Annotated in this window: 17 protein-coding genes; 10 read left to right on the forward strand and 7 right to left on the reverse strand. The window is 59.7% G+C overall.

Annotation, left to right across the window (positions count from 1 at the left end; all coding sequences use genetic code 11):
- Window positions 1-129: 129 nt before the first annotated feature.
- On the reverse strand, window positions 130-585 hold the full coding sequence (locus ACRRQW_RS09210) for an acetolactate synthase (RefSeq protein WP_438481009.1): 456 nt from the start codon (window positions 583-585) through the stop codon (window positions 130-132).
- A 203-nt stretch (window positions 586-788) separates the two neighbouring features.
- On the opposite strand from ACRRQW_RS09210, the gene ACRRQW_RS09215 reads away from it, so the two are divergent.
- Window positions 789-1,688 (forward strand): cation diffusion facilitator family transporter, encoded by a 900-nt coding sequence (locus ACRRQW_RS09215; RefSeq protein WP_438481010.1) that lies wholly within the window; start codon window positions 789-791, stop codon window positions 1,686-1,688.
- A gap of 6 nt (window positions 1,689-1,694) precedes the next feature.
- Here the strand turns inward: ACRRQW_RS09215 and ACRRQW_RS09220 are convergent, their stop codons facing one another.
- Entirely contained in the window at window positions 1,695-1,859 is a 165-nt protein-coding gene (locus ACRRQW_RS09220; protein WP_438481011.1) for a hypothetical protein, read from the reverse strand.
- A 227-nt stretch (window positions 1,860-2,086) separates the two neighbouring features.
- Here ACRRQW_RS09220 and ACRRQW_RS09225 point away from each other — a divergent pair, with 227 nt between their 5' ends.
- Window positions 2,087-3,907, forward strand: a complete 1,821-nt coding sequence (locus ACRRQW_RS09225; RefSeq protein WP_438481012.1) for a phosphoenolpyruvate carboxykinase (GTP) — start codon at window positions 2,087-2,089, stop codon at window positions 3,905-3,907.
- Between the two features lie 75 nt (window positions 3,908-3,982).
- On the opposite strand, the gene ACRRQW_RS09230 is transcribed toward ACRRQW_RS09225, so the two are convergent.
- Entirely contained in the window at window positions 3,983-4,921 is a 939-nt protein-coding gene (locus ACRRQW_RS09230; RefSeq protein ID WP_438481013.1) for a hypothetical protein, read from the reverse strand.
- A 253-nt stretch (window positions 4,922-5,174) separates the two neighbouring features.
- Between ACRRQW_RS09230 and ACRRQW_RS09235 the strand changes: the two genes are divergently transcribed.
- Window positions 5,175-5,993 (forward strand): hypothetical protein, encoded by an 819-nt coding sequence (locus ACRRQW_RS09235; protein ID WP_438481014.1) that lies wholly within the window; start codon window positions 5,175-5,177, stop codon window positions 5,991-5,993.
- 71 nt (window positions 5,994-6,064) lie between these two features.
- Complete coding sequence (locus ACRRQW_RS09240; RefSeq protein ID WP_438481015.1) at window positions 6,065-6,781, forward strand: ParB-like protein; 717 nt, start codon at window positions 6,065-6,067, stop codon at window positions 6,779-6,781.
- An 88-nt stretch (window positions 6,782-6,869) separates the two neighbouring features.
- Here the strand turns inward: ACRRQW_RS09240 and ACRRQW_RS09245 are convergent, their stop codons facing one another.
- A complete protein-coding gene (locus ACRRQW_RS09245) occupies window positions 6,870-7,028 on the reverse strand; it encodes a hypothetical protein (protein ID WP_438481016.1) in 159 nt (52 codons plus the stop codon).
- A 69-nt stretch (window positions 7,029-7,097) separates the two neighbouring features.
- A complete protein-coding gene (locus ACRRQW_RS09250) occupies window positions 7,098-8,453 on the reverse strand; it encodes an adenylate/guanylate cyclase domain-containing protein (protein WP_438481018.1) in 1,356 nt (451 codons plus the stop codon).
- 188 nt (window positions 8,454-8,641) lie between these two features.
- Here ACRRQW_RS09250 and ACRRQW_RS09255 point away from each other — a divergent pair, with 188 nt between their 5' ends.
- The 3 genes from ACRRQW_RS09255 (at window position 8,642) to ACRRQW_RS09265 (ending at window position 12,385) form a co-directional block, all read left to right on the forward strand.
- Window positions 8,642-8,935: a DUF485 domain-containing protein gene (locus ACRRQW_RS09255; protein ID WP_438481019.1), complete on the forward strand. Its 294-nt coding sequence runs from the start codon at window positions 8,642-8,644 to the stop codon at window positions 8,933-8,935.
- Window positions 8,936-8,941: 6 nt separating this feature from the next.
- Complete coding sequence (locus ACRRQW_RS09260; protein ID WP_438481020.1) at window positions 8,942-10,759, forward strand: solute symporter family protein; 1,818 nt, start codon at window positions 8,942-8,944, stop codon at window positions 10,757-10,759.
- Between the two features lie 132 nt (window positions 10,760-10,891).
- Complete coding sequence (locus tag ACRRQW_RS09265) at window positions 10,892-12,385, forward strand: tetratricopeptide repeat protein (protein WP_438481021.1); 1,494 nt, start codon at window positions 10,892-10,894, stop codon at window positions 12,383-12,385.
- A gap of 32 nt (window positions 12,386-12,417) precedes the next feature.
- Here the strand turns inward: ACRRQW_RS09265 and ACRRQW_RS09270 are convergent, their stop codons facing one another.
- A complete protein-coding gene (locus tag ACRRQW_RS09270) occupies window positions 12,418-16,950 on the reverse strand; it encodes a beta strand repeat-containing protein (RefSeq protein ID WP_438481022.1) in 4,533 nt (1,510 codons plus the stop codon).
- A 203-nt stretch (window positions 16,951-17,153) separates the two neighbouring features.
- On the opposite strand from ACRRQW_RS09270, the gene ACRRQW_RS09275 reads away from it, so the two are divergent.
- From ACRRQW_RS09275 to ACRRQW_RS09285, 3 genes are all read left to right on the forward strand, one after another.
- Window positions 17,154-17,894: a hypothetical protein gene (locus tag ACRRQW_RS09275; protein WP_438481023.1), complete on the forward strand. Its 741-nt coding sequence runs from the start codon at window positions 17,154-17,156 to the stop codon at window positions 17,892-17,894.
- Between the two features lie 188 nt (window positions 17,895-18,082).
- Entirely contained in the window at window positions 18,083-19,555 is a 1,473-nt protein-coding gene (locus ACRRQW_RS09280) for a tetratricopeptide repeat protein (protein WP_438481024.1), read from the forward strand.
- 68 nt (window positions 19,556-19,623) lie between these two features.
- Window positions 19,624-21,816, forward strand: a complete 2,193-nt coding sequence (locus ACRRQW_RS09285; protein ID WP_438481025.1) for a PEP-CTERM sorting domain-containing protein — start codon at window positions 19,624-19,626, stop codon at window positions 21,814-21,816.
- A 37-nt stretch (window positions 21,817-21,853) separates the two neighbouring features.
- Here the strand turns inward: ACRRQW_RS09285 and ACRRQW_RS09290 are convergent, their stop codons facing one another.
- A complete protein-coding gene (locus ACRRQW_RS09290) occupies window positions 21,854-24,841 on the reverse strand; it encodes a proline dehydrogenase family protein (RefSeq protein ID WP_438481026.1) in 2,988 nt (995 codons plus the stop codon).
- Between the last annotated feature and the right edge of the window lie 97 nt (window positions 24,842-24,938).

A 24,938-nucleotide genomic window follows, 5' to 3' on the forward strand; every position in this document is an offset into this window, starting at 1 on the left:
GGCTTTTTTTGCGTGCGCGAAGCTCGTTTCAGCCGATCGCAATTGTCATATATTATATGACAAACTGGATTTCCGGGAAATGGCCTGATGTCGTGCCGTAACTCACGGGCCGTTGATACCAACGCCTCGTTAGCGCGAAATATCGTGCTGCGTCAGGACTTTGAAACCACGCTGGTTGAGGGCGCAGGTCGCGAGGTCGTTGTCCTCGACGCTGAGCGCGAGCGCGGATTTACCCTGCGGGCGCATCAGGAATGAATAGGCGTAATGGATGTTCACTTCGACGGTGAGCATCGCGCTGAGCACGGCGGCGAGTTGGGATTCGTCGGTAAATTCCACGGCGACGATTTCGCATTCCGTGAAGAAAAAATTGTGCTCCTTCATCAACGTGCGCGCGCGGTCAGGATCATCGACGACCATGCGATCAAGCGCCGTGTCAGTCTGGTCGATGGTCGTCATCGCCATGATGTGCACGTTGTGTTTCGCCAACAGCGCAACGAGGTCATGCAGGCGGCCCACGCGGTTCTCGATGAATACGGAGAACTGTTTAACGGGATCGGTGGCGATCGGTGCAGATGTGTCGGGCATGCGCACTGGGCAAGCTAGCCAGATGCCAAATTCGGTCAATGATAGGGTTTGTGTGTGCGATGAGTTTGTTTGAGTGGAGGTGGCGCGCTCGCGCGCCACGTTGCGGGCAAGCACGCCACCTACAAATCCTCGGTAAGCCTAACACAATTAGATGATTCGATGGGTGTTGTGTGCAGATGCGCGGCTTGCGTATTCATGCGCGCATGCCGCCCGATCCCCATGCGTTGACCTCGATGCGCGCCGAAGCCGGTGCGCGCTTGGTGCTGCGCGGGATTGTGCTGAACATAGTGCTCGCGCTTGTGAAATTCGCCGGCGGCGTGCTCGGCCACACGTATGCGTTGATTGCGGACGCGGCGGAATCGTTGGTGGATATTTTTTCGTCGCTGCTCGTGTGGGCCGGCATGCGCGTGGCGGGCAAACCGCCAGACGACGGTCATCCTTACGGTCACGGCAAAGCCGAGCCGCTGGCGGGGCTCGCGGTTACGGCGTTTGTTTTTGTGATGGCGGCGTGGGTCGCTTGGCACGCGGTGCACGAGATTATCACGCCGCACCTCGCGCCGAAATGGTGGACGCTGCCGCTGCTCGCCGGCGTGGTGGCGGTGAAACTTTGGTTTTCGCGCCGACTGGCGCGCACGGGCGAGTCTACCGGCAGCACCGGATTACATGTCGAGGCGATGCACCATTGGGCCGATGCGCTGACATCGGCGGCGGCGTTTGTGGGCATCAGCATCGCGTTATGGGCGGGGCCGGGTTACGAATCCGCGGATGATTGGGCGGCGTTGCTGGCGTGTGTGGTCATTGCGTTCAACGGCGCGGCGATGTTCCGCAAATCACTGCGCGACGTCATGGACACGGCGGTGCCGGAAAGTTTTGAAAACGAAATCCGCGCGATCGCGTTGCGCGTGCCGGGGGTGCAGGCGCTCGACAAATGTCGGGTGCGCAAAAGCGGTTTGAGTCATCTCGTGGATATTCAAGTGCGCGTCGACGGCGATCTCACGGTGCGCGCGGGCCACGACATCGCGCATGCGGTGAAAGACGCGTTGATCGCGTCGTCGCCGCACGCGGTCACGGATGTGTCCGTGCACGTGGAGCCGATGATTTGAGCGCGGTTATTTAAACCGCTGCGCGACTTTCCAGCCCGCAAACACTCCGACGATTGAGCCGACGCCGCTGAGAAGAAAGCAGCCGAAGAACTCCAGGCCCGCGATCTCGCCGAGATACCATGCGAGGTAACTAAAGAGAATCGTGCCGGCGAAGATGCAAAGTTTGTCCACGCAGGAGCAGGGTGGCGGTGTAATTTGCACCGAGGCGACGAGAAAATCCGCGCCCGCAGTTGAGCAGTGAAGCCTGCCTGGGCGTAGAACTACGGTAGTGACATCCCTATTTTTACCCATTCCGGTCGAAATTTCTCCTCTAATGTCGGTCGGAAGGTAATTTCATTCACGGCCCACCGCCGGTCTTTCCCGTTTACTCAGGGTTGGCCGTGTCATAATCCTCACCCATGAAAGCATCCTCGAAACCCCTCAGCAAAAACCCGCATTTGATTCAGTGGGTGAAGAAAATGGCGGCGCTCTGCCAGCCGGACGCGATCCACTGGATCGACGGTTCGAAGGCGGAATACGACGGCCTTTGCCAGCAAATGGTCGAGGGCGGCACGTTCATTAAGCTGAACCAGAAAAAATGGTCGGGTTGCTACCTCGCGCGTTCCGACGCCTCCGATGTGGCGCGCGTCGAAGATCGCACGTTCATCTGCGCGCTCTCCAAAGAAGCCGCGGGCCCGACGAACAATTGGGTCAACCCCTTCGAGATGCGCAAGACGCTGAAAGGTCTTTTCGCCGGTTGCATGAAAGGCCGCACGATGTATGTGATCGCGTTCAGCATGGGTCCGATTGGTTCGCCCATGTCGCAGATCGGCGTGCAACTCACGGACTCCGCTTACGCCGTCGTGAACATGCGCATCATGGCGCGCATCGGCAAAAAAGTGTTCGAGCTGATCGACAAGGATTTCAAACGCGTCGTCCCGTGCGTGCACTCCGTCGGCGCGCCGCTCGCGAAAGGTCAGAAAGACGTCTCGTGGCCGTGCAACAAAGAGAAGTATATCGTCCACTTCCCCGAGACGCGTGAGATTTGGTCATTCGGTTCCGGTTACGGCGGCAACGCGCTGCTCGGCAAAAAGTGTTTCGCGCTCCGCATCGCGTCCGCGATGGCGCGCGACGAAGGTTGGATGGCCGAGCACATGCTCATTCTCGGCGTCGAGAATCCGCAGGGTAAAAAGACCTACGTCGCGGCGGCATTCCCGAGCGCGTGTGGTAAGACGAATTTCGCGATGATGATTCCGCCGAAGCCTTTTCAAGACAAAGGTTGGAAGGTGTGGACGGTCGGCGACGACATCGCGTGGATCAAACCCGACGCGAACGGTCGCCTGCGCGCGATCAATCCCGAGGCGGGTTTCTTCGGCGTCGCGCCAGGCACGGGCGACAACACGAATCCGAACGCCATGAAGGCGCTTTCGAAGAACACGATTTTCACCAACGTCGCGCTCACGCCGGACAACGGTGTGTGGTGGGAAGGCATGACCGAAGAGCCGCCGGCGATGGCGACCGATTGGCAGGGCAAAGTCTGGACGCCCGAAATTGCCAAAGCCACCGGCGCGAAAGCCGCGCACCCGAACGCGCGTTTCACGGCGCCCGCGTCGCAATGTCCGACGATGGACAAGGATTGGGAAAATCCGGAGGGCGTGCCGATTCACGCGATCGTTTTCGGTGGCCGTCGTGCCACGACGATGCCGCTCGTGTATCAAGCGTTCAATTGGAGCAGCGGCGTTTACGTCGGAGCCACGATGGGCTCCGAAATGACTGCGGCCGCCGCCGGCACGATTGGCAAAGTGCGGCGCGACCCGATGGCGATGTTGCCATTCTGCGGTTACAACATGGGCGATTACTTCCGCCACTGGATCAACATGCAGCGCAAACTCAGCGAGACGCCGCGCATTTTCCACGTGAACTGGTTCCGCAAGGATAAGGACGGAAAATTTATCTGGCCGGGCTTTTCGGAAAATATGCGCGTCCTGAAATGGATCGTCGACCGCGTGCGTGCCGGTGGCCGCGCGAAGGAAACGCCCATCGGTTGGATGCCGCGCTATAAAGACATGGAGTGGGAAGGGCTCAGCTTCTCGCAGGAAAAATTTGAAGAGTTGCAGACGTTCGATCGCGCCGCCTGGCGCAACGAAGTGCTCGGCCACGAAGAACTCTTTCTCGATCTGCACTCGCACTTGCCGAAGGAACTGATGTTCGAGCGCGAGTTGCTCATTTGCCGCATGTAAAAAGTGCGGCGGGAAAACTGGTCACCGAAGCGGACTCGCAAGGGTCCGCTTTTTCTTTGCGCGAGGCGAAGGCGCTTAATGGCGAATCTCGATCATCGCGCCGGTGCGATCTTTGAAGCGCAGGAAGCGGCGTTGTTGATCGTAGTGGTCGAAAATGATGCCCAGCTGCGGCTCCACGAGATCACCTATGTGGTAAGTCATATTGTTAATGAAGACGCGCGGGGTGCTGCCTAAACGCATGCCGCCGATGCGGACTTTTTGCGCCCACTTAATGAAGGGCTCTTTCGGCTTGGGGATTTCCGGGTCGGAGATCTTGGCAATGAACGCGACGTTATCGATAACGACCTGATTTTCGGTGGGCTGCGCGGCGAGCCGGGACTCGGTGACCACCGCTAATGCTGCGATCGCTGGCGTATCGACGGGAACCACGGAAGCTCGCGGGGATGCCGTGGTGTTGCCAGAAACGATGCTCGCGGTCGGATCGTTCGCGGCTCCGCTGTCCATCGAGTGAATCGCGCTATTGGTTGCGAGCTGCTTCTGGTTCGCTTTGTCGATGGTCGCCTTGGCCTGCTTGAATGCGGCGAGAGGATTTGCGCCGGACGGCACGTCTTTCAGTTTCTGTTGCGCAGCGGTTTGTTTCGGCGGTGGCGGCGGCGGACGATTTTTGTATTCGTCGTATTTGTAGTAGCCGAAGGCGCAGAGGGCTAAAAAAATAAAAGTGGATGCGCCGAAAAGCTGAACTTTTTGTCGTTCAGGTCGCCGAAACGAGCGCGCTTCTTCGGGCGTGATGGGCGGGGTCGAGCCGGGTCTCGGCAGAGGCGGCGTGGAAGCAGTCGCGGCAACGGCGGGTGCTGGCGCTGGTTCCGCGAGTGGCTCCGGTGGATCGTCCGGCAAAAACAAAATCGGCAGTGGCGCGGCTGGTTTTGCGGGAAGAATTTCCACCAACTCCTCGGGCGCAGGCGGAGCGGCGGGTGCGACCAAGACCGGAGCGGGGGGCGGGTCGTTCAACCCCATGGGTGGAGATGAGCCTACAGCGCTGCCGTCCGGAGACGGGGGGCGGCGCTTGGGTGAGAGCTTAAATTCCACTGAGGCGCTACCATTCAAAGCGAGCAAACCCGGTCAAGAGTGAAACGTGTTTTGAAGTATCGCAACAGTCTGGCAACGTGCTCGTTGTGTTATTCGTCACGTGCGCTTGGGGTGGTTGCCGTGATTTCGCGATCACCGCTCTGGGGTTGCCGAAACGCGCCGAGGTGGGTGTTGTCGCGCGATGCGTTGCTGGATTTTATTACTCGGGTTGCTGGGTGTCGTGACCGTCTCGTGCGCGGCGGATGAGGTGCGGCCTGCGTCGGTGGAGGAGTTAGTGTTGTTCAAAGAAGCGATGCGCAACACGGCGCAGGACACCGAGCACTGGGCCTACACCGAAACGCAACGCACCGTGGCAAGCAAAGGTCGCCCGCGCGGCGAAACGGTGGTGCGCTTCGACCCGTCGAAACATTACGCGGAGCAATTCACGCCGTTAAAAATCGACGGCAAGACTCCGAGCGAAAAACAGCTTAAGGAATACCGGAAGCGCGGCGAAAAACGTGGCGAGCAAGTGGCGCGCGCAGCTGAGCAGGCAAAAAATCCCGGCGTGACGGCAACGCAACCTTCGCTGCGGATCGGTGGGAATCGGGTCACGCTCGATCTGAGTGCGCCGGTGGTGTTGAGCGTGGATGATCAAAAAATCGCTTTCGAAGTGCCGGTGAAATCGGTCCAAAAGGGACTCCCGGCGGATAAGTTTCAAGTGGTGTTGAACGTCAGTCGTTCGCTCAAGCAGGTCGAGAGTGTCGAGATGCGCGTGCGCGAATCGTTCCGCGTCAAACTCGTCGCGAAGGTCAAGGAGGGCGAGGTGAGTTTAAAATTTCAAGTGGTCGATCCGCAGTTCGGCCCGGTGATCTTTTGGATGAAAGGAGATTTCAGCGGTTCGCTTTTGTTTGTGCCGGTCAATGGCACGTTCGAGCGCGTGCGCACGGAATGGAAGCGCGTGAAATCTTACGACGAACGTCTCCAAGTGAAACTCGGGCCGCTCCAGTTTCTCGATTCGTAGTCACGGGAGTTGTCACGTGAACGTGACGTGCGCGGATTGAGGCGACAGGCAACGCGCCACCTAATCGACGCATGATAAATCTGCGCGGAGCTTGGTGGAGGGTCATGGTGAGCGTGTGCAGCTGCTGGACGGCGGCGCACGCCGCGGAAAAAACTTACGCACCGTTTGATCCCGCGATGCAGGTTGGGGCGCATTATGTGATCGCGGCGGAAAAACTGCATCCGACGCAATTCGCGCTTGGGTTTCGCGAAGTGCGTTTCAAGCGCGATAAATTCAACGGACTTTCGCGCGCAGAACTCACGAAGGCGTTGAAGAAAAAAGATGTGCCGGTCGTCATCGGGCCGGGCGGCGTGCCATTTATGGCGGACGGGCATCACACGATTCGCGCGCTGCTGGAATCGAACCACGCGGACAAAACAGTTTACGGCACGGTGATCGCGAACTGGGCCGGGCTTTCGCCGGACGAGTTCTGGCGTCGGATGGCAGCGGACAATTACACGAACCTCACGGATGAGCGCGGGCAAAGTGGCCGAGATCCGGGCGATTTACCGACGACGTTGCGCGCAATGAAAAGCGATCCGTATCGCGGACTGGGTTGGGCGGTGATGGAAGCGGGCGGATTCGACGAGCGAAAGGAGGTGTATTTCCAGGAGTTTCGCTGGGCGGACTTTTTTCGCACGCGCGTGAAGTGGGATGATGCGAGCGATGCGGACTTCGCGCGCGCCGTGCGCGAAGCGGTGGCGTTGGCGCATGGATCCGACGCAGCTGGACTGCCCGGCTATCGTTGATTGCAGAACTGAGGCGTTACGCGGAACGGCCTGATTCGAGCCGCGTCAAAAAGCCGGGCCGCTATCTACCGGCGATAAATCCCGTAGATTACTTGCCGGCGGAACTCTCGGCGTAAATGGATTCGCTTTCTTGAAGCTCGGCGGGCGTCGGCCGTTCCACGGGAGGCAGTTTGCTCATGTATTCGCTGTGCGCGTGGTCAATGATTTCGCGGATTTTATCGATGCTCAAATCAGTGGCGGGAGGCATGGTGAAATAAAATTAAAGGGTGAAATAAACAGGGAAAAAAGGTTGGGCTGCGAGAGAATTTTCAAGGGATCATAGTTGGCCGCGAAGTCGCCAAAGTTGAGCCAACGCATCTGAATATTTGGATTGAAGCTGACCGGTGAAGATCTCGAGTTGCTCTCGGGTAAACCCTTGAAGGGGCTGCATAATATCGATGCAGATTGCGCCGTCTGGGTATAACTTTTTGGCAGGGTCAGCTTTCATCAGCGAAAATGGAAAAGTCAAAAAGGCGCGGGCATGGCGACCAAACCCATCCACCTGTTCCCGACCTAAAGCGTCGTAAGGACGATTCTCTGTATAGAGCCGGTAATACGCTTCCTTTGAATGAGAGTCGTTCGTGAGCCATTCCGGGAGATTATGAACCACACAAATAGTGTTCTGCGCATAAGCGCTGCCGACCGGACCGGTGCCTTTTTCGGTCAATGGGTAAGCCGTGCCGGCCTTGATGCCATTCCCGCCCGCATGGTGGCGATAATCCGTGGTGCAGAGGGCTGAAGCGAAAGGGTTGAGCCGACGTTCGTTCAATACAGAGATACGAATGTCCAACGGCGTCTGCCTTAGCTCTGGTTGGGCGAAATGCAGCAGATCGATCAGCGCTTTTTCCATCGCGTCGAGTTGCCGGGTGATGAGCTCGCGCACCACCCGGAACGATTCGATTTTTTTGGAGGCGGAGTTCAAGCCGCTGCCCTGAGGTGCGTAGAAACGCAGACTCAGGAGTTCGCCGCGTTTGATGACTACATCGTGGGCGGGCTTGTCAGCGGTGGGGACGAAAAGTTGCTGGATGCTGGATTCCGAGCGTTGGCCCCATTTGTTGATGAAATCCTCGGACACGGTCACGGTGTCGTTGTCGCCCACGGTAACGAGGCGTGCACATTGGTTGATGCCCGTGCCCACGGCCTGCCGGGCCTGAGCGCCGGGCGGTTGGACGAAACCAAATGGGCCTTGAGTCACTCCAACGCGCAACTGAAAGGGCTTTTTACCCTTGCTCATGTGTTTTATCATCCCCGCGGCGAATTCGATGAACTGCTCGTGTCGAATCGTCGTGTTATGGCTGAAATAAGCCAGCATGAGTCCGTCGCCAGTGCCGTTGACTACATAATTTTTTGGATCCTTGAGTAAGCCGTTTTTATGATTGGCTTTCAGGTAGGACCAGAGACGCGTCACTGCTTTGTCCTGTTTTTCGTGGGGAAGACGGGAAAAGTCTACGATGTCGCAGATCAGCACGAAGCCGGCGTCGTTGAAGGGGTTTTTGCGCCCGCGCGTGCGCTTGGCTAGTGGCTGCCGAGGACGAACCCTTTTTTTTACCGGCTTGGCGGGAGCGCGGGGAGAACGGAGCGACTTGGCCTTTGATCGAGACTTCTTTGAGCGGAGACGGCGTTTGGGCGACATGAATCGAGTGATGCCGGGAGGCCGGCAGGAGAAACAAACAAGGTGGCCCGTCTGCGGGGATCTGGTCGAAGAGTGGGCTGCAAAGCAAGCTTTGCTTGCGGCTTGCGACGTCCCGCTGAGGTTGAGTTGAGACGCAAAAAACCGGATTGCTTGCGGTTGATGGAGCGGCATGGTGCAGCCCAATGTCCATGCCCCCGACGACCCCGGATCCGGTGCACAGCGAAGAGTTTCTTCGCACCCTCATGCGCCGACAGTTGAAACTTTCCGTGGCCTGTGCCGCCACGTTTCTCATCGCCCTGCTGGGGTTGCCGTTGCTGAACTATTTTTTCCCGGAACTCATGGCGACGCGCGTGGCGGGGTTCACGCTGACGTGGCTGATTCTCGGCGTATTGTTTTTCCCGTTCGTGTGGATCATCTCGTGGCGCTTCATCAAGCGCTCGATCCAGCTCGAGGACGACGAAGTGAAAGCCGTTAAACGCTAACCGACCATGACGACTTCACTGCTGCCTCTCGCGTTCCTGGATAATGTGGATCCGTGGATCTTTGCGTTTTCCTTTATCACCGTCGTCGTGACGGTGTGGATGGGATTTCGCTCGGCGAAAACTTCCAAAACCGCGTCCGACTTTTTCGTGGCGGGGCGTTCCGTCTCGGTGGGCTGGAATGCTTCGGCGATTTCCGGCGAATATCTTTCCGCTGCATCGTTCATGGGCGTGGCCGGCATGGTGATGTCGAGCGGTTACGACGCGTTGTGGTATCCGGTGTGTTACGCGTGCGGTTACCTTTTCCTGCTCTTGTTCATCGCGGGGCCGCTGCGTCGTTTCGGGGCTTACACGATTCCGGATTTCGCGGAAGGCCGGTTTGATTCGCCGCTGTTCCGCAAGATCGCGGTGTGCTTCGTGTTGTTCATCGGATTTTTCTACACGATGCCGCAGATGAAAGGTGCGGGCGTGACGCTCGCGTATATTTTTCCGGGCATTCCGTATTGGGCGGGCGTCGTCCTTGTCGGCGCGGTGATCACGTTGAACGTCGCGCTTGGCGGCATGAAGGGCATCACGCTCGTGCAGGCCGTGCAGTATTGGATCAAGATGTTCGCGATCTGCGTGCCGGTATTCGTGCTCGCCGCGGTGTATGGATTCTACGGCACGCACCTCGGTTCGAACACGGCGCCGGGTGAAGTGATCGCGCCCGTGACGATGGCTGAAGTCGCGCGGCATCCGTTGCCGGAGAAAGCCCCGAAGGATCAACCGTGGGTTTCTCCGTTCGGGCCGCTTACGACGAAAGCGGTTAACGCCGCCGCTGCAGCGCTGCCGGTCGAGGAACGCGCGGCGTATCTCGCCGAGCACCAGAAACCGTATTCGCTGCTCTACACTTACTCGCTGATTATCGCACTCGTGTGCGGCACGGCGGGGTTGCCGCACATTCTTGTGCGTTTCTACACGAATCCCGACGGTGTCGCCGCGAAACGCACGACAATGTGGGTGATGATTCTTATCGGCGTGTTTTATGTGTTCCCGCCGATCTTTGGTGTCATCGGCCGCAACCTTATGCCCGAGCTTTACTCCGGTATCGGCGCGAAAGGCACGGACAAGGTCGTGTTGGAATTGCCGACCTTGCTCACACAGAAATACGGGGTCATCGGCTCGATCTTGAGCGGCATCACGTGCGCCGGCGCGTTTGCGGCGTTCATGAGCACGTTCTCGGGGTTGCTCGTTTCGATGACGGGCGCGCTGGCCCACGACGTTTACGGCCGCATTTTGCGCCCGAAATCCACTCCGGAAGAACGCATGCGGGCATTCAAATTTGCCGCTGTGCTCATTGGCGCGATCGCGGTGACGCTCGGGTGTTTCGTCGAATTGCTGGAAATCAATTTCATGGTCGGCCAGGCATTCGCGATCGCGGCGGCGAGTTATTTCCCGCTGTTGTTCATGAGTGTGTGGTGGCGCGGCATGACGATGAAAGGCGCGGCGACCGGCATGCTTGTCGGTGGCTTGTGTGCGCTCGTCGCAGCGGCGTTGACGAATGTGTCCACGCTCGCGCTCGACAAAGGGCCGATGGGCAAAGTGTTTTCCGGTTTCGCCGGTTTGAACAGTTTCTGGGCGGAGCACCCGTTGCTCCGCATTCTGTGCGAGCAGCCCGCGATCTGGACGGTGCCACTGGCGATCACGTTGATGGTGGTGGTTTCGAAGGCGACCGCCGCGTCCGTGCCGAAGGATATTCGCATGAAGATGCTCGTGCTGCACGCGCCGGAAAAACTCGGCCTGAAGCAGGAATACATTCAAGAGCACCAGGCGGGCGCGGGGCATTGAGAATGTCGGCACTGATTTTTGAATGTGGAAATCAGGAAGTCAGGAACGGAAACGAACTGACGGGTCGCCGGTGCGGAGACCGGCGACCACCTTTACCTTGCGCTGCTTGAAGGCTACGCCTCACTCGCAAACGTGAACGGCTGGTTCGGTGATTTTTTTCGCACGGCGTGGGCGCTCGGGTATTGGAACACGCGCAAAACGCTCTTCGTCCTGAACCGGCGGCGCGGCCAATGTCCGTGTCAAAATCCCAGTGACACCGGGCGCGCGCTGGCCACCGGTTGCGAAGCGATTGCCGAGTGGCGGCAGCCGGAGCGGTTTCAAAAACGCGTGTGCCCGCTCCTCGCAAAAAACCAGCGAGGCCATTGGGCGTGCGGTGTGGAGCCGGCGGCGGTGCGACCGTTTTGGGGACGCGCGTTGAGCTATGCGAGCGCGGCGGGCTTGATGCTGGCGTTGGTGGCAGGGGTGGCGGTGTTTGGGGCGATGCGGGGGATCGGCTATAAAGTGTCGCTCCGGCAAGTGGTGTGGCCACCCGCGTGGAGCGAGTTACGGCAGGTGCAGGTGCAGTTATTTATCGATCAGGCGCAGGCGCATTTTCAGGCCGGGCGTGCAAACGAAGCGGTGAGTGCGCTGAACACGGCTTACGAACAAAATCCCGATCACTACCGGATCGGCATGTTGCTCGCGCAATTTTATCAAGTCACCAACCCGGACTCGGCTACGCGGATTTACACGCGCTTGCTGCGGCGTTACCCGGAGAAACGGCGCGAAACGGCGCGCGTGTTTTTTTCTTCGCTGCTCGCGCAAGGCCACCTCGAGGGCGTCGCCGCGTTTTGCGCGAACGAACTCAAAACCAGCAAAGACGACACCGTGGCGTGGTTGCATGGATTGATTTTTGCGGTCCGGCAGTCCGGACAGCCGGATTGGTTGTCGGCGGTGATGAAAGATCCGGCGGTTGGCGCGAAAGAGCGCGCCGTGCTGACGCTGGAGTTTGCCGTGCGGCGCGCGTCGCGGGCTGAAGCGGCGCGGTTAGTGCGGAGCGAACCGCTCGTGGATAAGTTTCCTTATGCGCGCGTGCAGCGGGCGGAGTTGCTGACGGAGTTCGGGCGGCCGAAGGATGCGCTGGCGCTGCTGGCGGCGTCGCGCGAGGAATTGACGGGACGTGAAGTCGTGCGGCTGGCGTTGGCGGCGGAGGCGGTGGCCGGCGATCAGCTTGCTCGGCGGCGGGATGCGAAGCAGTTGCTCGCCTCCGAGCGCCAACCCGGAGAAAGCGAGATCACCGTGGTGGCGATTCACCTGATTCGTTATCCGGATGCCGAATTGCTGGAGGCCGTGGTGAACCTGTGGCGGGTGATCGCCGCGCTGCCGAATCCGGCGGATCAATTGGAAGCGACCATCGCGCTGCTCGCGGCGGCGGGAGCCGGCGCGCACAAAGAAAGTTTTAACCGGGTGCGCGATGACGCGGTGACGGCGAAAATTATTTCCTACGCGACGGGCAATCGTTTAACGGACGCATTTTTTCCGGAAGAAGGAAAGCCTCGCGTTGAGCGCGTGCTGCCGAGCTTGCCTGGGCTGTCGCTGGAGTTGAATTACGCGCTGATCGAGTGGAGTCAGCGCGCGGCCCTATAGAAATTAGCGCGCCAAAAGCAGGGCGGCTGTTCTTAACCGCGCTTGGCTTTGCGCTGGCGGCGCCAGAACAATACGCCGGTGGCGCAGGCGAGGAAAATGGCCCCGTAAGTGGACGGTTCAGGCACGGGCGTCACTTGTTTATCAAAATCCTGCCAGATGGTGTTGCCGCTGCCGCCGTAGCCGACGAAGTTGACGCGATTGCTCGGAGAAATGCCGCGAACGTCCGGCACGCCGCCGACCCACGCTTGCGTGTAGAGCGCGTCGAGGGAGTTCTGCCAGTTGGTGATCGTGAGGACGACGCCCGAAGCCACGTCGAGATTGAGCAGGCTCAAGTTGATGTTGCCGCCGCCGAAATCGATCGTCGAGTTCGCGGTGACGGAGAGCTTGCCGAAACTGAACGCAGGGTCGGCGAGGTTTAGCGTGCCGCCGGCGAGCACGAGGTCGAGCGACGTGTTACTGATGGAGGTGTCGAGAGTGAGCGCTGAGCCGGAGGATAGGGTGAGCGTGCCGGTGCCCGTGAGATTGCCCGCGTAAGTGCTGATGCCAGTCAGCGAAAGATTGCCGCCGGTCGTGAAGGTCGTGGTGCCGGCCCCAGTGAGGCCGACCAGCGTCTGGGCGTTGCTGCCCACGAGGAAAGTGGCGCCGGAATCGACGGCCACCGTGTTGGCCGCATTGAAAATATTGGACGCGCCGAGTTGCAACGTGCCGCCCGCGACGGTGACGCCGCCGGTGAAAGACGTGGCATTGTTGAGGACGGTGGTGCCGCCATCGGTCTTGGTGAGGGAGCCGGTGCCGAGGGTGATGCCGGCGTTGACGTTGATGTTGCCGGTGCCGCCGACCGTGAGGTTGCGATTGGTGCCGCTGATCGCGCCGTTGACGTTGAGCGTGCCGGTGGTGGCGCGGATGCGTGAATTGCCGGTGAGGGCGATGGTGCCCGTGAGCGTGTTGGTGCCAGCGGTGTTTTCGATCGCGCCGTCACTGCCGCCGGTGCCGAGGCCGTTGATGGAAAAATTATTCGCGACGGTGATGCCGCCTTGCACGGAAGTTTTGGCGCCGCTGGCGACGGTCACCAAGCCAGTGCCGGCGGCCTGGCCGTTTTGCAGCGAGAGATTGCCGGCGTTGACGTTGGTGTTGCCGAGGAAGCCCGCGCTGGCGGTGGTCAACGTGAGCGTGCCGGTGCCGGCTTTGTTCAAGGCGCTGGTGTTCGTGCCGGTGAACGTGCCCGCGTAGTTGTCGTTATTGGCGTTGCTGACGGTGACGGTGAGATTGCCGGCGGCGCCGAGGGTAACTGAAGAATCTGTCGCCGAAGAAAGCAGGTTGCCAATCGTCTCGGTCTTGCCGTTCACATCGAAGACGGCGCCTGCCGCCAAAGTGACGTGGGTGGTGTCGGCAATTTGGTTATTCGCACCGAGACGGAGGGTGTCGGTGCCAGTGCCGTCGCCGACCGTGATGTTACCAGCGATCGCGGTGACGCCGGCCGTCTTGTTGAGAACAAGCGTGCCACTTTTGACGGTGGTGGTGCCCGTGAAGGTGTTGGCCGTCGTGCCGGAAAGCGTGACTGTGCCGGTGGACTCGGCGGTGAAGGTGGCACCGGTTCCGGTGGTGATGGCTCCAGAGAACGTGGTGTTGCCGGCACCTGTGACCGTAATGTTTTTACCTGCTCCGGAAATCGCGCCGCTGGATGTTAACGTGCCGGCATCGGACGCGAATTCCGTGTGGTTTGTCAGGGTCAACGCGCCGGAAAGGGTGTTGTTGCCGCTGATGTTGCGAATCGCGCCGTTACCGCCGACGCCGTCGCCCGCGACGGTGATCGCGTTGCTGGCGGTGATGTTGCCGGCGAGTTCGAGGGTCGCGCCGCCGGCAATGGTCGCGGCGCCCGTGCCGAGCGCAGCACTGTTGCTGATTTGGACGATGCCTTGGTTGGCGAACAGGCCACCCGTAAACGTGTTTGCGCCGCTGAGGATCAGCTTACCGGTGCCGTCGCCATCGCGGATAAGACTGCGGCCAGAACCGCTGATGACCGAGCTGATCGTCAAGTTACCGCTGTTGGTGATGTCAGCGACGGTGTTGGCGCCGAGGACAAGTGAGTTTACAGAAATCGTGTGGCTGTTGTTGTCCTGCTGTTGAATGTAGGGAACCGTGCCAGTGAGCGTGAGGGCGTTGGCGCCGCTGATATTGTAACTGGTAGTGGCGGCGGCATCGAATTTGATGCCGGCGATCGTGTTGGCACCATCGAGGGTAACGTTGGGGCGAGCGGTGCCGAGGCTGCCGAAAAGGGCAACTTGCGTGGTGCTGGGCTTGGTGGGCGTGGTCCAGTTGTTGGCTGTGTTCCACGCGGCACTGCTGCTGCCGTCCCACTCCTTGTAAGTAGCAGTGATCGGAGTCAGTAAATAGGCGCTGCCGTAAAGGGTGCTGCTGGTGGAACCGGCTTCTTGAGCAACGCCGTAACCGGAGATGTAGATCGTGCTGACGTTTTGACTAGCAACTGTCGTAGCGAACGTATCCGTGCTCATTTCGTAATTGTTGACCACAAGCACGCCGCTGGGTGGAGCGACGTAGTTGCCGAAAACGAACGTGTTCGCGCCAGAGGTAGTGCCGAAATCGAGCGTCGCACCGCCGCCGAGCGCGGTGAGGGTGCCAATCTGTTCGGATTTACCGTTGAGGTTGAGTGAACCGGAAGAACCGATGCTCACGCTGCTGGTGTCGGCCAGGCGGTTGTTGGCCCCGAGGGTGACGATGCCGTCGGAAATGGTGGTGGTGCCGGTGTAAGTATTGGCACCGGAGAGGACGAGTTCGCCAGAACCGGTTTTGGTGAGGCTGCCCGTGGTCGATCCGCCGCCGTTGGCAATGACGCCTGAAATCGTCGAAGTGCCGGTGTCGACCTGGGTGGTCAGCGTGCGGTTGGTCGTGTTGTTCGAAAGCGCGACGTTGCCGGAGATCGTGGTGTTGGTCAGGCCGAGGGTATAACTGCCGTCGGTCTGCGTGATGTTGCCCGAAGTGGTGAACGTGTAGATCGGACTGCTGTTATTGGATAGATTGGCGAGACTGGCGTTCCCCTGAAGCGTAATCGCGTTACCGAGGGTGATGTTACTGGTGATATCATTAGCGACGGCCAGCGTGCCGCCGTTGATCACGAGGCCGCCGCTGCCGAGGGCGTTGTTGTGCGCAACGGCGATAGTGCCGGCGGTGAGGGTCGTGCCGCCCGAGTAGGTGTTGTTGCCGCTTAGGGTGAGTTTGCCGGTTTCGATTTTGGTGATCGAGCCGGTGCCGGAAACGACTCCGCCGATCGAGGTGTGGCCGGTGCCTTCCGCGCTGAGGGTGTGGCTGCCGAGATTGACCGTGCCGTTGAGTTTGAGTTCGGCGGCGGAGCTGTTGCGGGTGTAGATATTGTTGGCGAGGACGACGGCAGAGTTAATCGTGTGCGCGGTGGCGGCGGAACCGTTGAGCTGGCTGGCGGAGATACCATAGGTGCCAGGCGTGCCGTTGTTATTGAAGGTGAGCGTGCCGTTATTGAGCGTGTAATTGAACGGCGCATCGAAGGTGAGCGCGCGCACCGTGCGGTTTTGCGCGGCCCCGACGTCGATGGTCTGCGCGGAGGAAACAAACTGATTGTTGAAAAGAATATCTGCGCCGAAGGCGGGTAGGAAATCAGGATTCCAGTTTGCGGCGCTGCCCCACGTGCTGGTGCCGCCACTGTTGTCCCAGAGATTCGAGACCACGGTCGCCATCGTGAACGAGCGGATTTCGTGGATGTCGGTGGAGTCACCGGTGCCGGCGAAGAAACCGAATTTAATGTCCTCGGGTCGCGTGTAGGCCGACAGATCGAGTTCAAGCACCTTGGTTAACGCGCCGGCGAATCCAAATTGCAGGTAAACCGAAAGCTGATTGGTCGGAGTGAGGATGAGCTCGAAATGTCGAAAATCGACGCCGGTTTGGCCGGGGCGGGTGATTGAACCCGGGAAATCCATTTGCCCGAGTCCGTAGGGAGCGGCCGATAAATCGGTGGTGCCGCCCAAGTAGCTATAGCCGGTTTGCCCTGAACCCGGACCACGCACCGCGACGGAATTGGCGATAAAGCCCGGACCGTCGATACGGCCTTCGGTCGGATTGCTGAAGTTGCCGAAGTCATCGAAACCGATGCCGATATAACCGCCGTCCATCCCGTCCACGCCGGTTTTTTGCGCGAAGCCCAGCGACCCGCCGGCCGCGCCGATGCCGAAGGGCACGGAGGCATCGAAGATAAAAAAGCCCAGCCCGTCTGCACCTGAGCCGTTGTAGCTGGCGAAATCCACCGACGTGAAAATGGTGCGATTGGCCGAGCTCAGCGACGTATCGTAGTAAGCGTAAGTGGCGCGATTCTGGCCGTTGTCGGTGAGACGCAGCCAGCCATCCCCATTCGGGTCGATACCACCTGAAGTGAGATTAGGCGTGTAGCCAGTCCCGCCAAACACCCAGCCCGGCGCGGTTGAATCTTTGAATGTCGTCGTGACGGTCTGGGCCGACAAAGCCACGCCCGTGGCCAGGAGTGCGTAGATTTTTAACCAATACTGAAAAACTCGATTCACGGGGTGTGTGCGGAAACAACAAAAGCCCGAAACTCCTGGATAAAACAAGGTATTTCCCCTAGATGTAAATGGGTGTATATAACCGACTTCTGACACTTTTTTGCAATTGGGAATTGGTGAAACCTGCCATCGGTGACATGGGGGTATTTCATGGTCATCAGTCGGCGGGGCAACCGGCGCGGACTTGAAGGGTCACAACGTGCGTGAACACACCCATTCGCGACTTTATCCGCGTGAGCGCTGCGGCGTGCGCGTTACTCGTTACCTCTTATCTTCGAGCCGAAGCGCCGGCGGAGCTCACTGAGGCGGTCACCCGTTGGGCGGGCGAACGCGATCGCTGGGCCTTCACGCAAACGGTGAAGGAATTCGATGGCGAACAAGTGGAGCAGGAGCGCCGCGAAACTTACGATCCCTCCCGTCCGATCGAAAAACGCTGGGAGCTGGTCAACATCGACGGACGCTCACCGACCGCCGACGAACGCGCGGTGTGGGATAAACGAAAAAACAAGAAACGTAAACGCGACCCAAAGCCACTGGTGGAATATTTCGATTTCGAAAACGCGAAGGTTCAGCAGGAAGACGCGCAGACGGTGCGTTACCAAGTGCCGCTCAAAGGCGGGGCCAACTGGCTGTTTTCGGTCGAGAAAGTCCAACTCGCGATCGCGATTAACAAATCGGCGCGCGCCGTGGAACGGGTCGATGCCACGATCAGCGAGCCTTTCAAGGTCGCGCTCGGCCTCGCGCGGATTCTCGATTTCAACATGGAGTTGCACATGCAGCCGACCGGTGGCGGCGAAAGCGCTGAGCCTGCCGCAAGTTCGCCTAACGGCACGATGCACGCGGTCGTGAATAAATTTGGCCAGCGCGTCGAATATCGTTGGAGCGACTTCAAGCGTGTGACGCCCCATCCAGACTGGGCGAAGGCGGCGGCCGCAGTTCGTTAAGAGTGCAGTATTCCGGTGGCCGTCGGTCTCTTCCCCGGCGACCGCACTCGCTTACGCTAAAGCGTTGGTGCGGAGACCGACGCCCACCTCGTTCTGCCATAAACTCGTAGCTTCACGACGGGCTTGCACTGACTTGCGAGCGATCGCTCACTCGCGAAATGAAAAGCGGTTTGAGCGATTTTGGACGCATGCTGTGGGCTCTCGCCTACTGGAATGCGCGTAAATCGTTTTTCGTGCTGCGGCGTCGGCGGGGAGTTTGCCCGTGTCACAACCCCAGCGATTCCGGCGTGCCGATGCGCACGGGTTGCGAAGCGATCGCCGGTTGGAATGAGCCGGGCCGTTTTCGCCGCGTGTGTCCGTTGTTGGTTTCGAACAGCCAAGGCGGGTGGGTGTGCAGTGTGGCGGCGAGCGAAGTGCGTCCATTTTGGGGGCGGGCAATCGGCGTGGTGGGCATCGCGGCGTTGTTACTGACGCTGACGGCGGGGCTGGGGACGTTTTTTTTCATGCGCGCGGTGGGCTACGAGGTGACGGCGCGGCAAGTTTTCTGGCCGGCGGCCTGGCCGGAATTGCGGGATGCACGCGTGAAGTTGTTCGTGGAGCAGGCGCGCGCGCATTTTGCGCAAGGCCGGATTCGTGAAGTGATGCAGGCATTGTCCACGGCGCGGTTGATTGATCCGCACAATTACGAGACGGGCATGTTGCTCGCGCAGTTCTACGAGGCGGGTGATCCCGGTTTCGCGGACGTGCTTTACGGCCAGTTGTTGGAAAATCATCCCGCGCAACGCCCGGAGATTGCGCGCCGTTGGTTTCGCAGCCTGTTGGCGCGCGGCCGGCTCGAGCGGGTCTCGCAACTTGCCCGCGAACAACTGGCTGGTTCGCCGCACGCGGAAATGGCGGTGTGGACGCATGCCCTGATTTTTTCCGCCGAAAAAGCGGGGCGTCCGGAATGGCTGGAGAGTGCGACGGACGATCGCGCGTGGCCGTTGCCAGTGCGCGAAACCACGGCGTTCGCGGCGCGTTTGTTGCGCGAAAAAAATGTCGCGGCCCGTAATACGTTGCTCCGACAGACACCGTTGGTCGCGGATTTCCCTTACGAACGGCGATTCCGGATCGAGCACTTGTTGAGCGCGGGCTTGCCGGGTGATGCGCTGCAATTGCTCGCGGTGTCGCGGCAGGAATTGGGCGATCGAGATTTTGCGCGCCTCACGCTCGCGACCTACGCAACGATGGGCGACAGGGCCCGGGTAACGCGTGAATTTACCGCGCTGCTCGCGCCGGCGCGGAAACTCTCGCCCGCTGAATTAAACCTGCTCGCGGTCCATCTTATTAGATATCCATCCCCGGAGTTATTGGGCGCGGCGGTCGATGCCATGGAACGCATCCGCACGGAAGAAGTGGAGGCGAGGCTGGAAGCGTATCTGGCGCTCTATTGCGCGGCGGGAACGCAAAAAGATGCGGCGCGACTTAAAATGATCGGTAATCGCATTTCGCAGAACTTGGGAAAAGACCTTAGTTTTTTGGTTAATTTGGAGAAATTCTTCATAAACCCGCGATTTCAGCTCCCGCTCAGCCGGATTTTGCCTGAGGTGAGGCCGCTTTCTTTGGAAATCACCTACGAATTGAGTGATAGATACTTATCGCTTAATTTTGGCGTTAAGTGATTTAGCGGAACGTTGGTTGACTAGGGTGGAACCCCTGCTTTGTTCTGGGAGTCCTGTTTGTGTAAATAATGTCTGAAATCCGCGCACATCGTTCGTTGGTGAAAGTGATTGGGCTCATGGTTTTTCTGTTGAGTGCCGGCTCTGGATTGCGCGCGCAGTTCACGTGGAATGGGGGATCTATAAATAATGATTGGTCGACGCCCTTGAACTGGAGTGGGGTGCCGGTCCCGCCAAAAAATTTCACGACGGATCTGATCTTCGCCGGCTCGACCCGGCTGACCCCGAACCTCGATACCAACTGGCAGGCTCGGACGGTTACGTTCGCGGCGGGCGCCGGAGCCTTTACTTTAGGCAGCACGGCGGGCGCCACGCTGACGTTGGATTCCGGCGGCATCGTTAACAATAGCAGCAATCTCCAGACGATCAATTTTGCGCTGGCGGCGAATGCGAGCCAGACGTGGAACGCCAACACTGGCGCCCTCGCGATTTCCGGTAACACGAACCTCAATTACAATTCCCTCACGGTCACCGGCAGCGCCAACACCACGGTCTCCGGCGTGCTCTCCGGCGGTTCCAGCGGCAACACGCTCACCAAAAATGGCTCGGGCACGCTGACGCTTTCAGGCAACAACTCCTTCGGTCATGTGTTCGCGCTCAACGCGGGCAATGTCGTCCTCACGCACAGCAACGCGCTCGGCGCTGCCGGCACCTACGGCAACACCATCGCCTCGGGCGGCGCGCTGCATTTGCAAAACGGCATCACGGTGAGCGAAGGCGGCTTTTCGGTCGCCGGCAGCGGCACGGGTGGCACCGGTGCGATCGTCAACGATTCCGGCAACAACGCGTTCAACGCACAAATCACTCTCACCGGTGCGACCGTGCTCGGCAGCACCGCGGGCACGCTGACTTTCGGCAGCCAGATCAGCACGACGGGTTCGGGCCACGCGCTCTCTACGACGGGTGCGGGTAATCTTGTTTTCGGCGGCCAGATCGACGGCTCAGGTGCATTCACGACCGATGGCTCCGGCACGAAAACATTCAACAACACCGTCAATACTTCCGGCGCGGTGACGCTCGGCGGTTCCGGTGTCACCACCCTCAACTCATCGCTCGGCAGCGCGTCTTCGCTGTCCATTACGAACTCCGCGACCACTACGCTCAGCGGAACGGTCAACGTCAACGGCAGCATTTCGCACACCGGTTCAGGCAACGTCACTTTCGCGCAAAGCGTCGGGGCCCAAAGCGGCGGTGGGCTCACCATCAACAGCACCGGCACCACGACGTTTGCGGCGGCGGTGAACGTCAACAACACCGCCAACATCGGCGGCTCAGGCAACGTCAGCTTCGGCGGCGACTTCAGCACCAACGGTTCTGCGGTGAACATCACGACGACGGCCGGCACCACGACTTTCAGCGGCAACGTCAATGCCGGGGGCGGCGCGGTCACGGTGACGGGCGCGGGCAACGTCAATTTCAACGGCGGCCAAATCAACTCCAGCGGCCTGACTTTTTCCGGCTCCGGCAACGTCAACGCGGCGAGCACGCTCAATCTCGGCGGCGGCAACCTCACGCTCAGCGGCACGGGTTCTTCCACTCTCAGCGGCTCGCAGATCAACGTCGGCACGATCGCGGTCACCGGCGACGGCGCAGCGACGTTCAACACGCAAATCAACGCCACCAACCTCACCATCACCGGCGAAGGCACCACGACGCTCGGCGGCAGCGGCACGAACAATATTTCCAACACCACGATCAGCGGCGGCACGCTGGTATTAGATAAAGATTCCGGCACTGCGCTCACGGGCAACATCACCGTCAACGCGGGCGGCACGCTCGATTTCGGCAACAACGGCCAGACGACCGCGTGGGCGAACATCACGCTCACCGAAGGCTCGACGCTGCTGCTCGGCAACACGACGCAAACCATCGCCAACCTCACCATCACCGGCGACACGGTGATCGATTTTGCGGGCGGCGGTTCTTCGTTCAACGTCGGTAACCTCACTCTCTCCAATGACGCCACGCTCTCGATCATCAACTGGTCGACGTCGGTGGACTATTTTTCTGCGCAAACCAATCCAGGCACGCCAACCCTTGGCTCCGTCGTGGTGAACGGCAGCGATCCCGTCGTCTGGAACAGTGGTGGCGGCAGCATCACGCCGACGACGCCTGTGCCCGAGCCGTCCACTTACGGCGCAATGCTCATCGGCGGCACGGTGGCGTGGATGGTGTGGAGAAAACGAAAGCGCGTCGTCGCGTGATTTAGGTTGGGGCGGTTATCCCTAACCGCCCTTTTCTTTATTCCGCCGGTGGCGTGAAACCGCGACGCATCACGTTTTCGACAATCACGCGCGGAAAGAGAAAGTTTTCGAGATAGCCTTTGCCACCCGCTTTCGTGCCGCCGCCAGACATTTTAAAACCGCCGAACGGATGACGTTCGACGATCGCGCCGGTGATGCCGCGATTCAGATAGAGATTGCCGACAAGCAATTCCTGCTCAGCGCGCGCGAGCGCTTTCGGACTGCGCGAGAACAAACCGCCGGTGAGCGCATAGTCGGAGCCGTTCACCATCGCGAAGGCTTCGTCGAGATTCTTGGCGCGCAGAATTGCAATGACGGGGCCGAAAATTTCTTCGCGCGCGATGGCGTGATCCGATTTCGCGTTCGTGAAGACCGTCGCGGGCACGAAATAACCTTCGGTCGGCGCTTTGCCTTGGAACGCGAGCTTCGCTTCCTTTTTGCCCTGCTCGATGATGCCGACAATTTTTTTCTTCGCATCCTCATCGATCACCGGACCGATCACGGTGCCGGGCAGGGAAGGATCGCCGATCGGCATCGCTTCACACGCCATCAGGAAGCGCTCCGTGAAATGATCGTAGACTTCGTCGAGCACGATGAGACGCGAGAGAGCGGAGCATTTTTGTCCGGCGAAACCAAACGCGCTGTAGAGCGCGGCGGGAATCGCTTCGTCGAGGTCGGCGTCGTTGTCGATGATGAGCGCATTTTTACCGCCCATTTCGCACACGACTTTTTTCAAGTTCTGCTGGCCGGGCTGCGTCTTGCCGGCGGTTTCCCAAATCTTGCAACCGACCGCCCGCGAGCCGGTGAAGCCGACGAAATCGACTTGTTTGTGCCCGACGAGATGCGCCCCGATGTCTTCGCCGAATCCGGGAAGGAAATTAACGACGCCCGCAGGCGCGCCCGCTTCGACGAGGATTTCCATCAAGGTCGCGCCGATCACGGTGGTTTGTTCGGCGGGCTTGATGATCACGCAATTGCCCGCGACGAGCGGCGCGACCACGAGGCCGGTGAGGATGGCCATCGGGAAATTCCACGGCGCAATCGCGACGCCCACGCCGCGCGGTGTCCACGATTGCACGCAGCGTTCGCCGGGGACGGGTTGCGTGACGACGGGTTTCGCCAGCTTGCGCATCTCGACGGCGTAGAAACGGCAGAAGTCGATGGCTTCGGAAATATCACCGTCGGCTTCGACCCACGGTTTGCCGGCTTCAAGGATGAGCAGCGCATTCAGCTCCAGGCGGCGCGACTCCATGAGATCGGCGACGCGTTCGAGGAGCTTGGCGCGATCGTCAACGGGCGTGGCGCGCCATTTCGGGAATGCGGCGACAGACGTGGCGACGGCGGCGTCGGCGTCGGCGATGGTGGCTCGAGCCCAGGAGCCGATGATTTGTTTCGGGTTCGCGGGATTGACGGAGGCGATGAATTCGCGGTCGGAGATTTTTTTGCCGTTGATGATGAGCGGCCATTTTTTGCCGAGCTGCGCAGAATAATTTTTCAGCGCGGCGCGTTGTTTGTCGCGATTGGCCGCCAGCGTGTAGTCGGTGTTGGCAGCGTTGACGAAGATGCCGGCGGCGTGCGGTTTTTGCGCGAGCGGTTCGGGTGCGGCGGCGATGGCATTGACGGGATTATCGAGGAGTTTCGCCGTCGTCGCTTCGCCCATGTTTTTGATGCGGAGAAAACCTTCGTTCGAAGTGTTCTCGAGCAGGCGGCGCACGAGATACGCCATGCCGGGGAGCAATTCGCCGACGGGACAATACTCGCGCACACGGTGGCCCATTTGCAGGAGCGAAATCTTTAACTCATCCGCCATGCCGTAGAGCGCTTGGAATTCGTAAGCTTTCGGATGCACGCCGAGACGCTCGGCTTGCGCGATAACATGAGCGACGGTGCGCACGTTGTGCGAAGCGAAGTTCGCGGTGACGATGTCGGCGTTTTCGAGGAGAAATACGGAGAGCTTTTCGTAGTTCGCGTCGGACTCAGGTTTCTTTTGCCAGACGGGAATCGGCCAGTCGCGTTGTTGGGCGATGATGGTTTCGTAATCCCAATACGCGCCTTTCACGAGGCGGACGTTAAGTGGACGATTGCGCGCGCGGGCCCACGCGACGAGTTCGCGGAGATCTTTTTCGCAATCGCGGAGGTAGGCTTGGATCGCGATGCCGATGGCGGGTTTTTGCGCGAATTCGGGTTCTTCGAAAATGGATTTGAAGAGCTGCAGCGTGAGGTCCTTCAGCTTGTAGCTCTCCATGTCGAAGTTGATCAACGCACCCACTTCGGTCGCACGACGGAGAATCGGGCGGAGGCGTTCCTTGAGCGCGGCGATGGAATTTTCCGGATCGGCGGGATGAACGTCGGGTGTAAGCGCGGAGACTTTGACCGAAAGATTCAGTCGCGGGAGCGCGACGCCGTTCGGGCCGATGTCGCTCGCACACGGCTCGGTTTCCTTCGCGTAGAATTTGGAAACGGAGTCGAGCACCTCGATATTACGGCGCAGGAAAACGTCGGCTTCGGCGTCGTTGACGACGGTCTCGCCCAAAAGATCGATCGTCGTGGCGAGGCCGAGCTTCGTGTTTTTCTTAATTTGTTTGATGAGATCGTCGCCCGTTTCGCCCGCGACGAATTGTCCGGCCATGTCGACGATCTGAGCTTTCACGGGAGTGGCGACGAGCGCGGGCGCGAACGACGACGCGGCGAGGCCGGCCTTCAGCGCGGGGTTAAGTTCGACGGCTTTGTCGCCGAGATATTCCTGCAAGTGACGGACGATCTCGCCGGAGCTCTGCAACGACGGCAGCACGTCGACGAAACGGAAGAGCTGCGTCTTGAAGGCCGGGTCTTTCATCGACCATTCCATGAGGCGCGCGTAGGCGCCTTTTTTGGAGAACAGCGCGGGCGGCGGCTGTTTATCCATGAGCGCGAAGAGCTGTTCGCCTTTGGCGCGCGTGGCGGCTTCGATTTTCGGGTCAGGGGTTAGAAACGGGGAGGGCGACATGGGAGAAAAATTTCGTAAGTGTTGAAATGAGGTAGGGCCCGACCTCCGGGCGGGCCGAGTGCTGCGGAGATCCTGACGGGCCGCTCAGAGATCTGCC

This window comes from Oleiharenicola lentus (assembly GCF_051660365.1).
GTDB lineage: Bacteria > Verrucomicrobiota > Verrucomicrobiia > Opitutales > Opitutaceae > Lacunisphaera > Lacunisphaera lenta_A.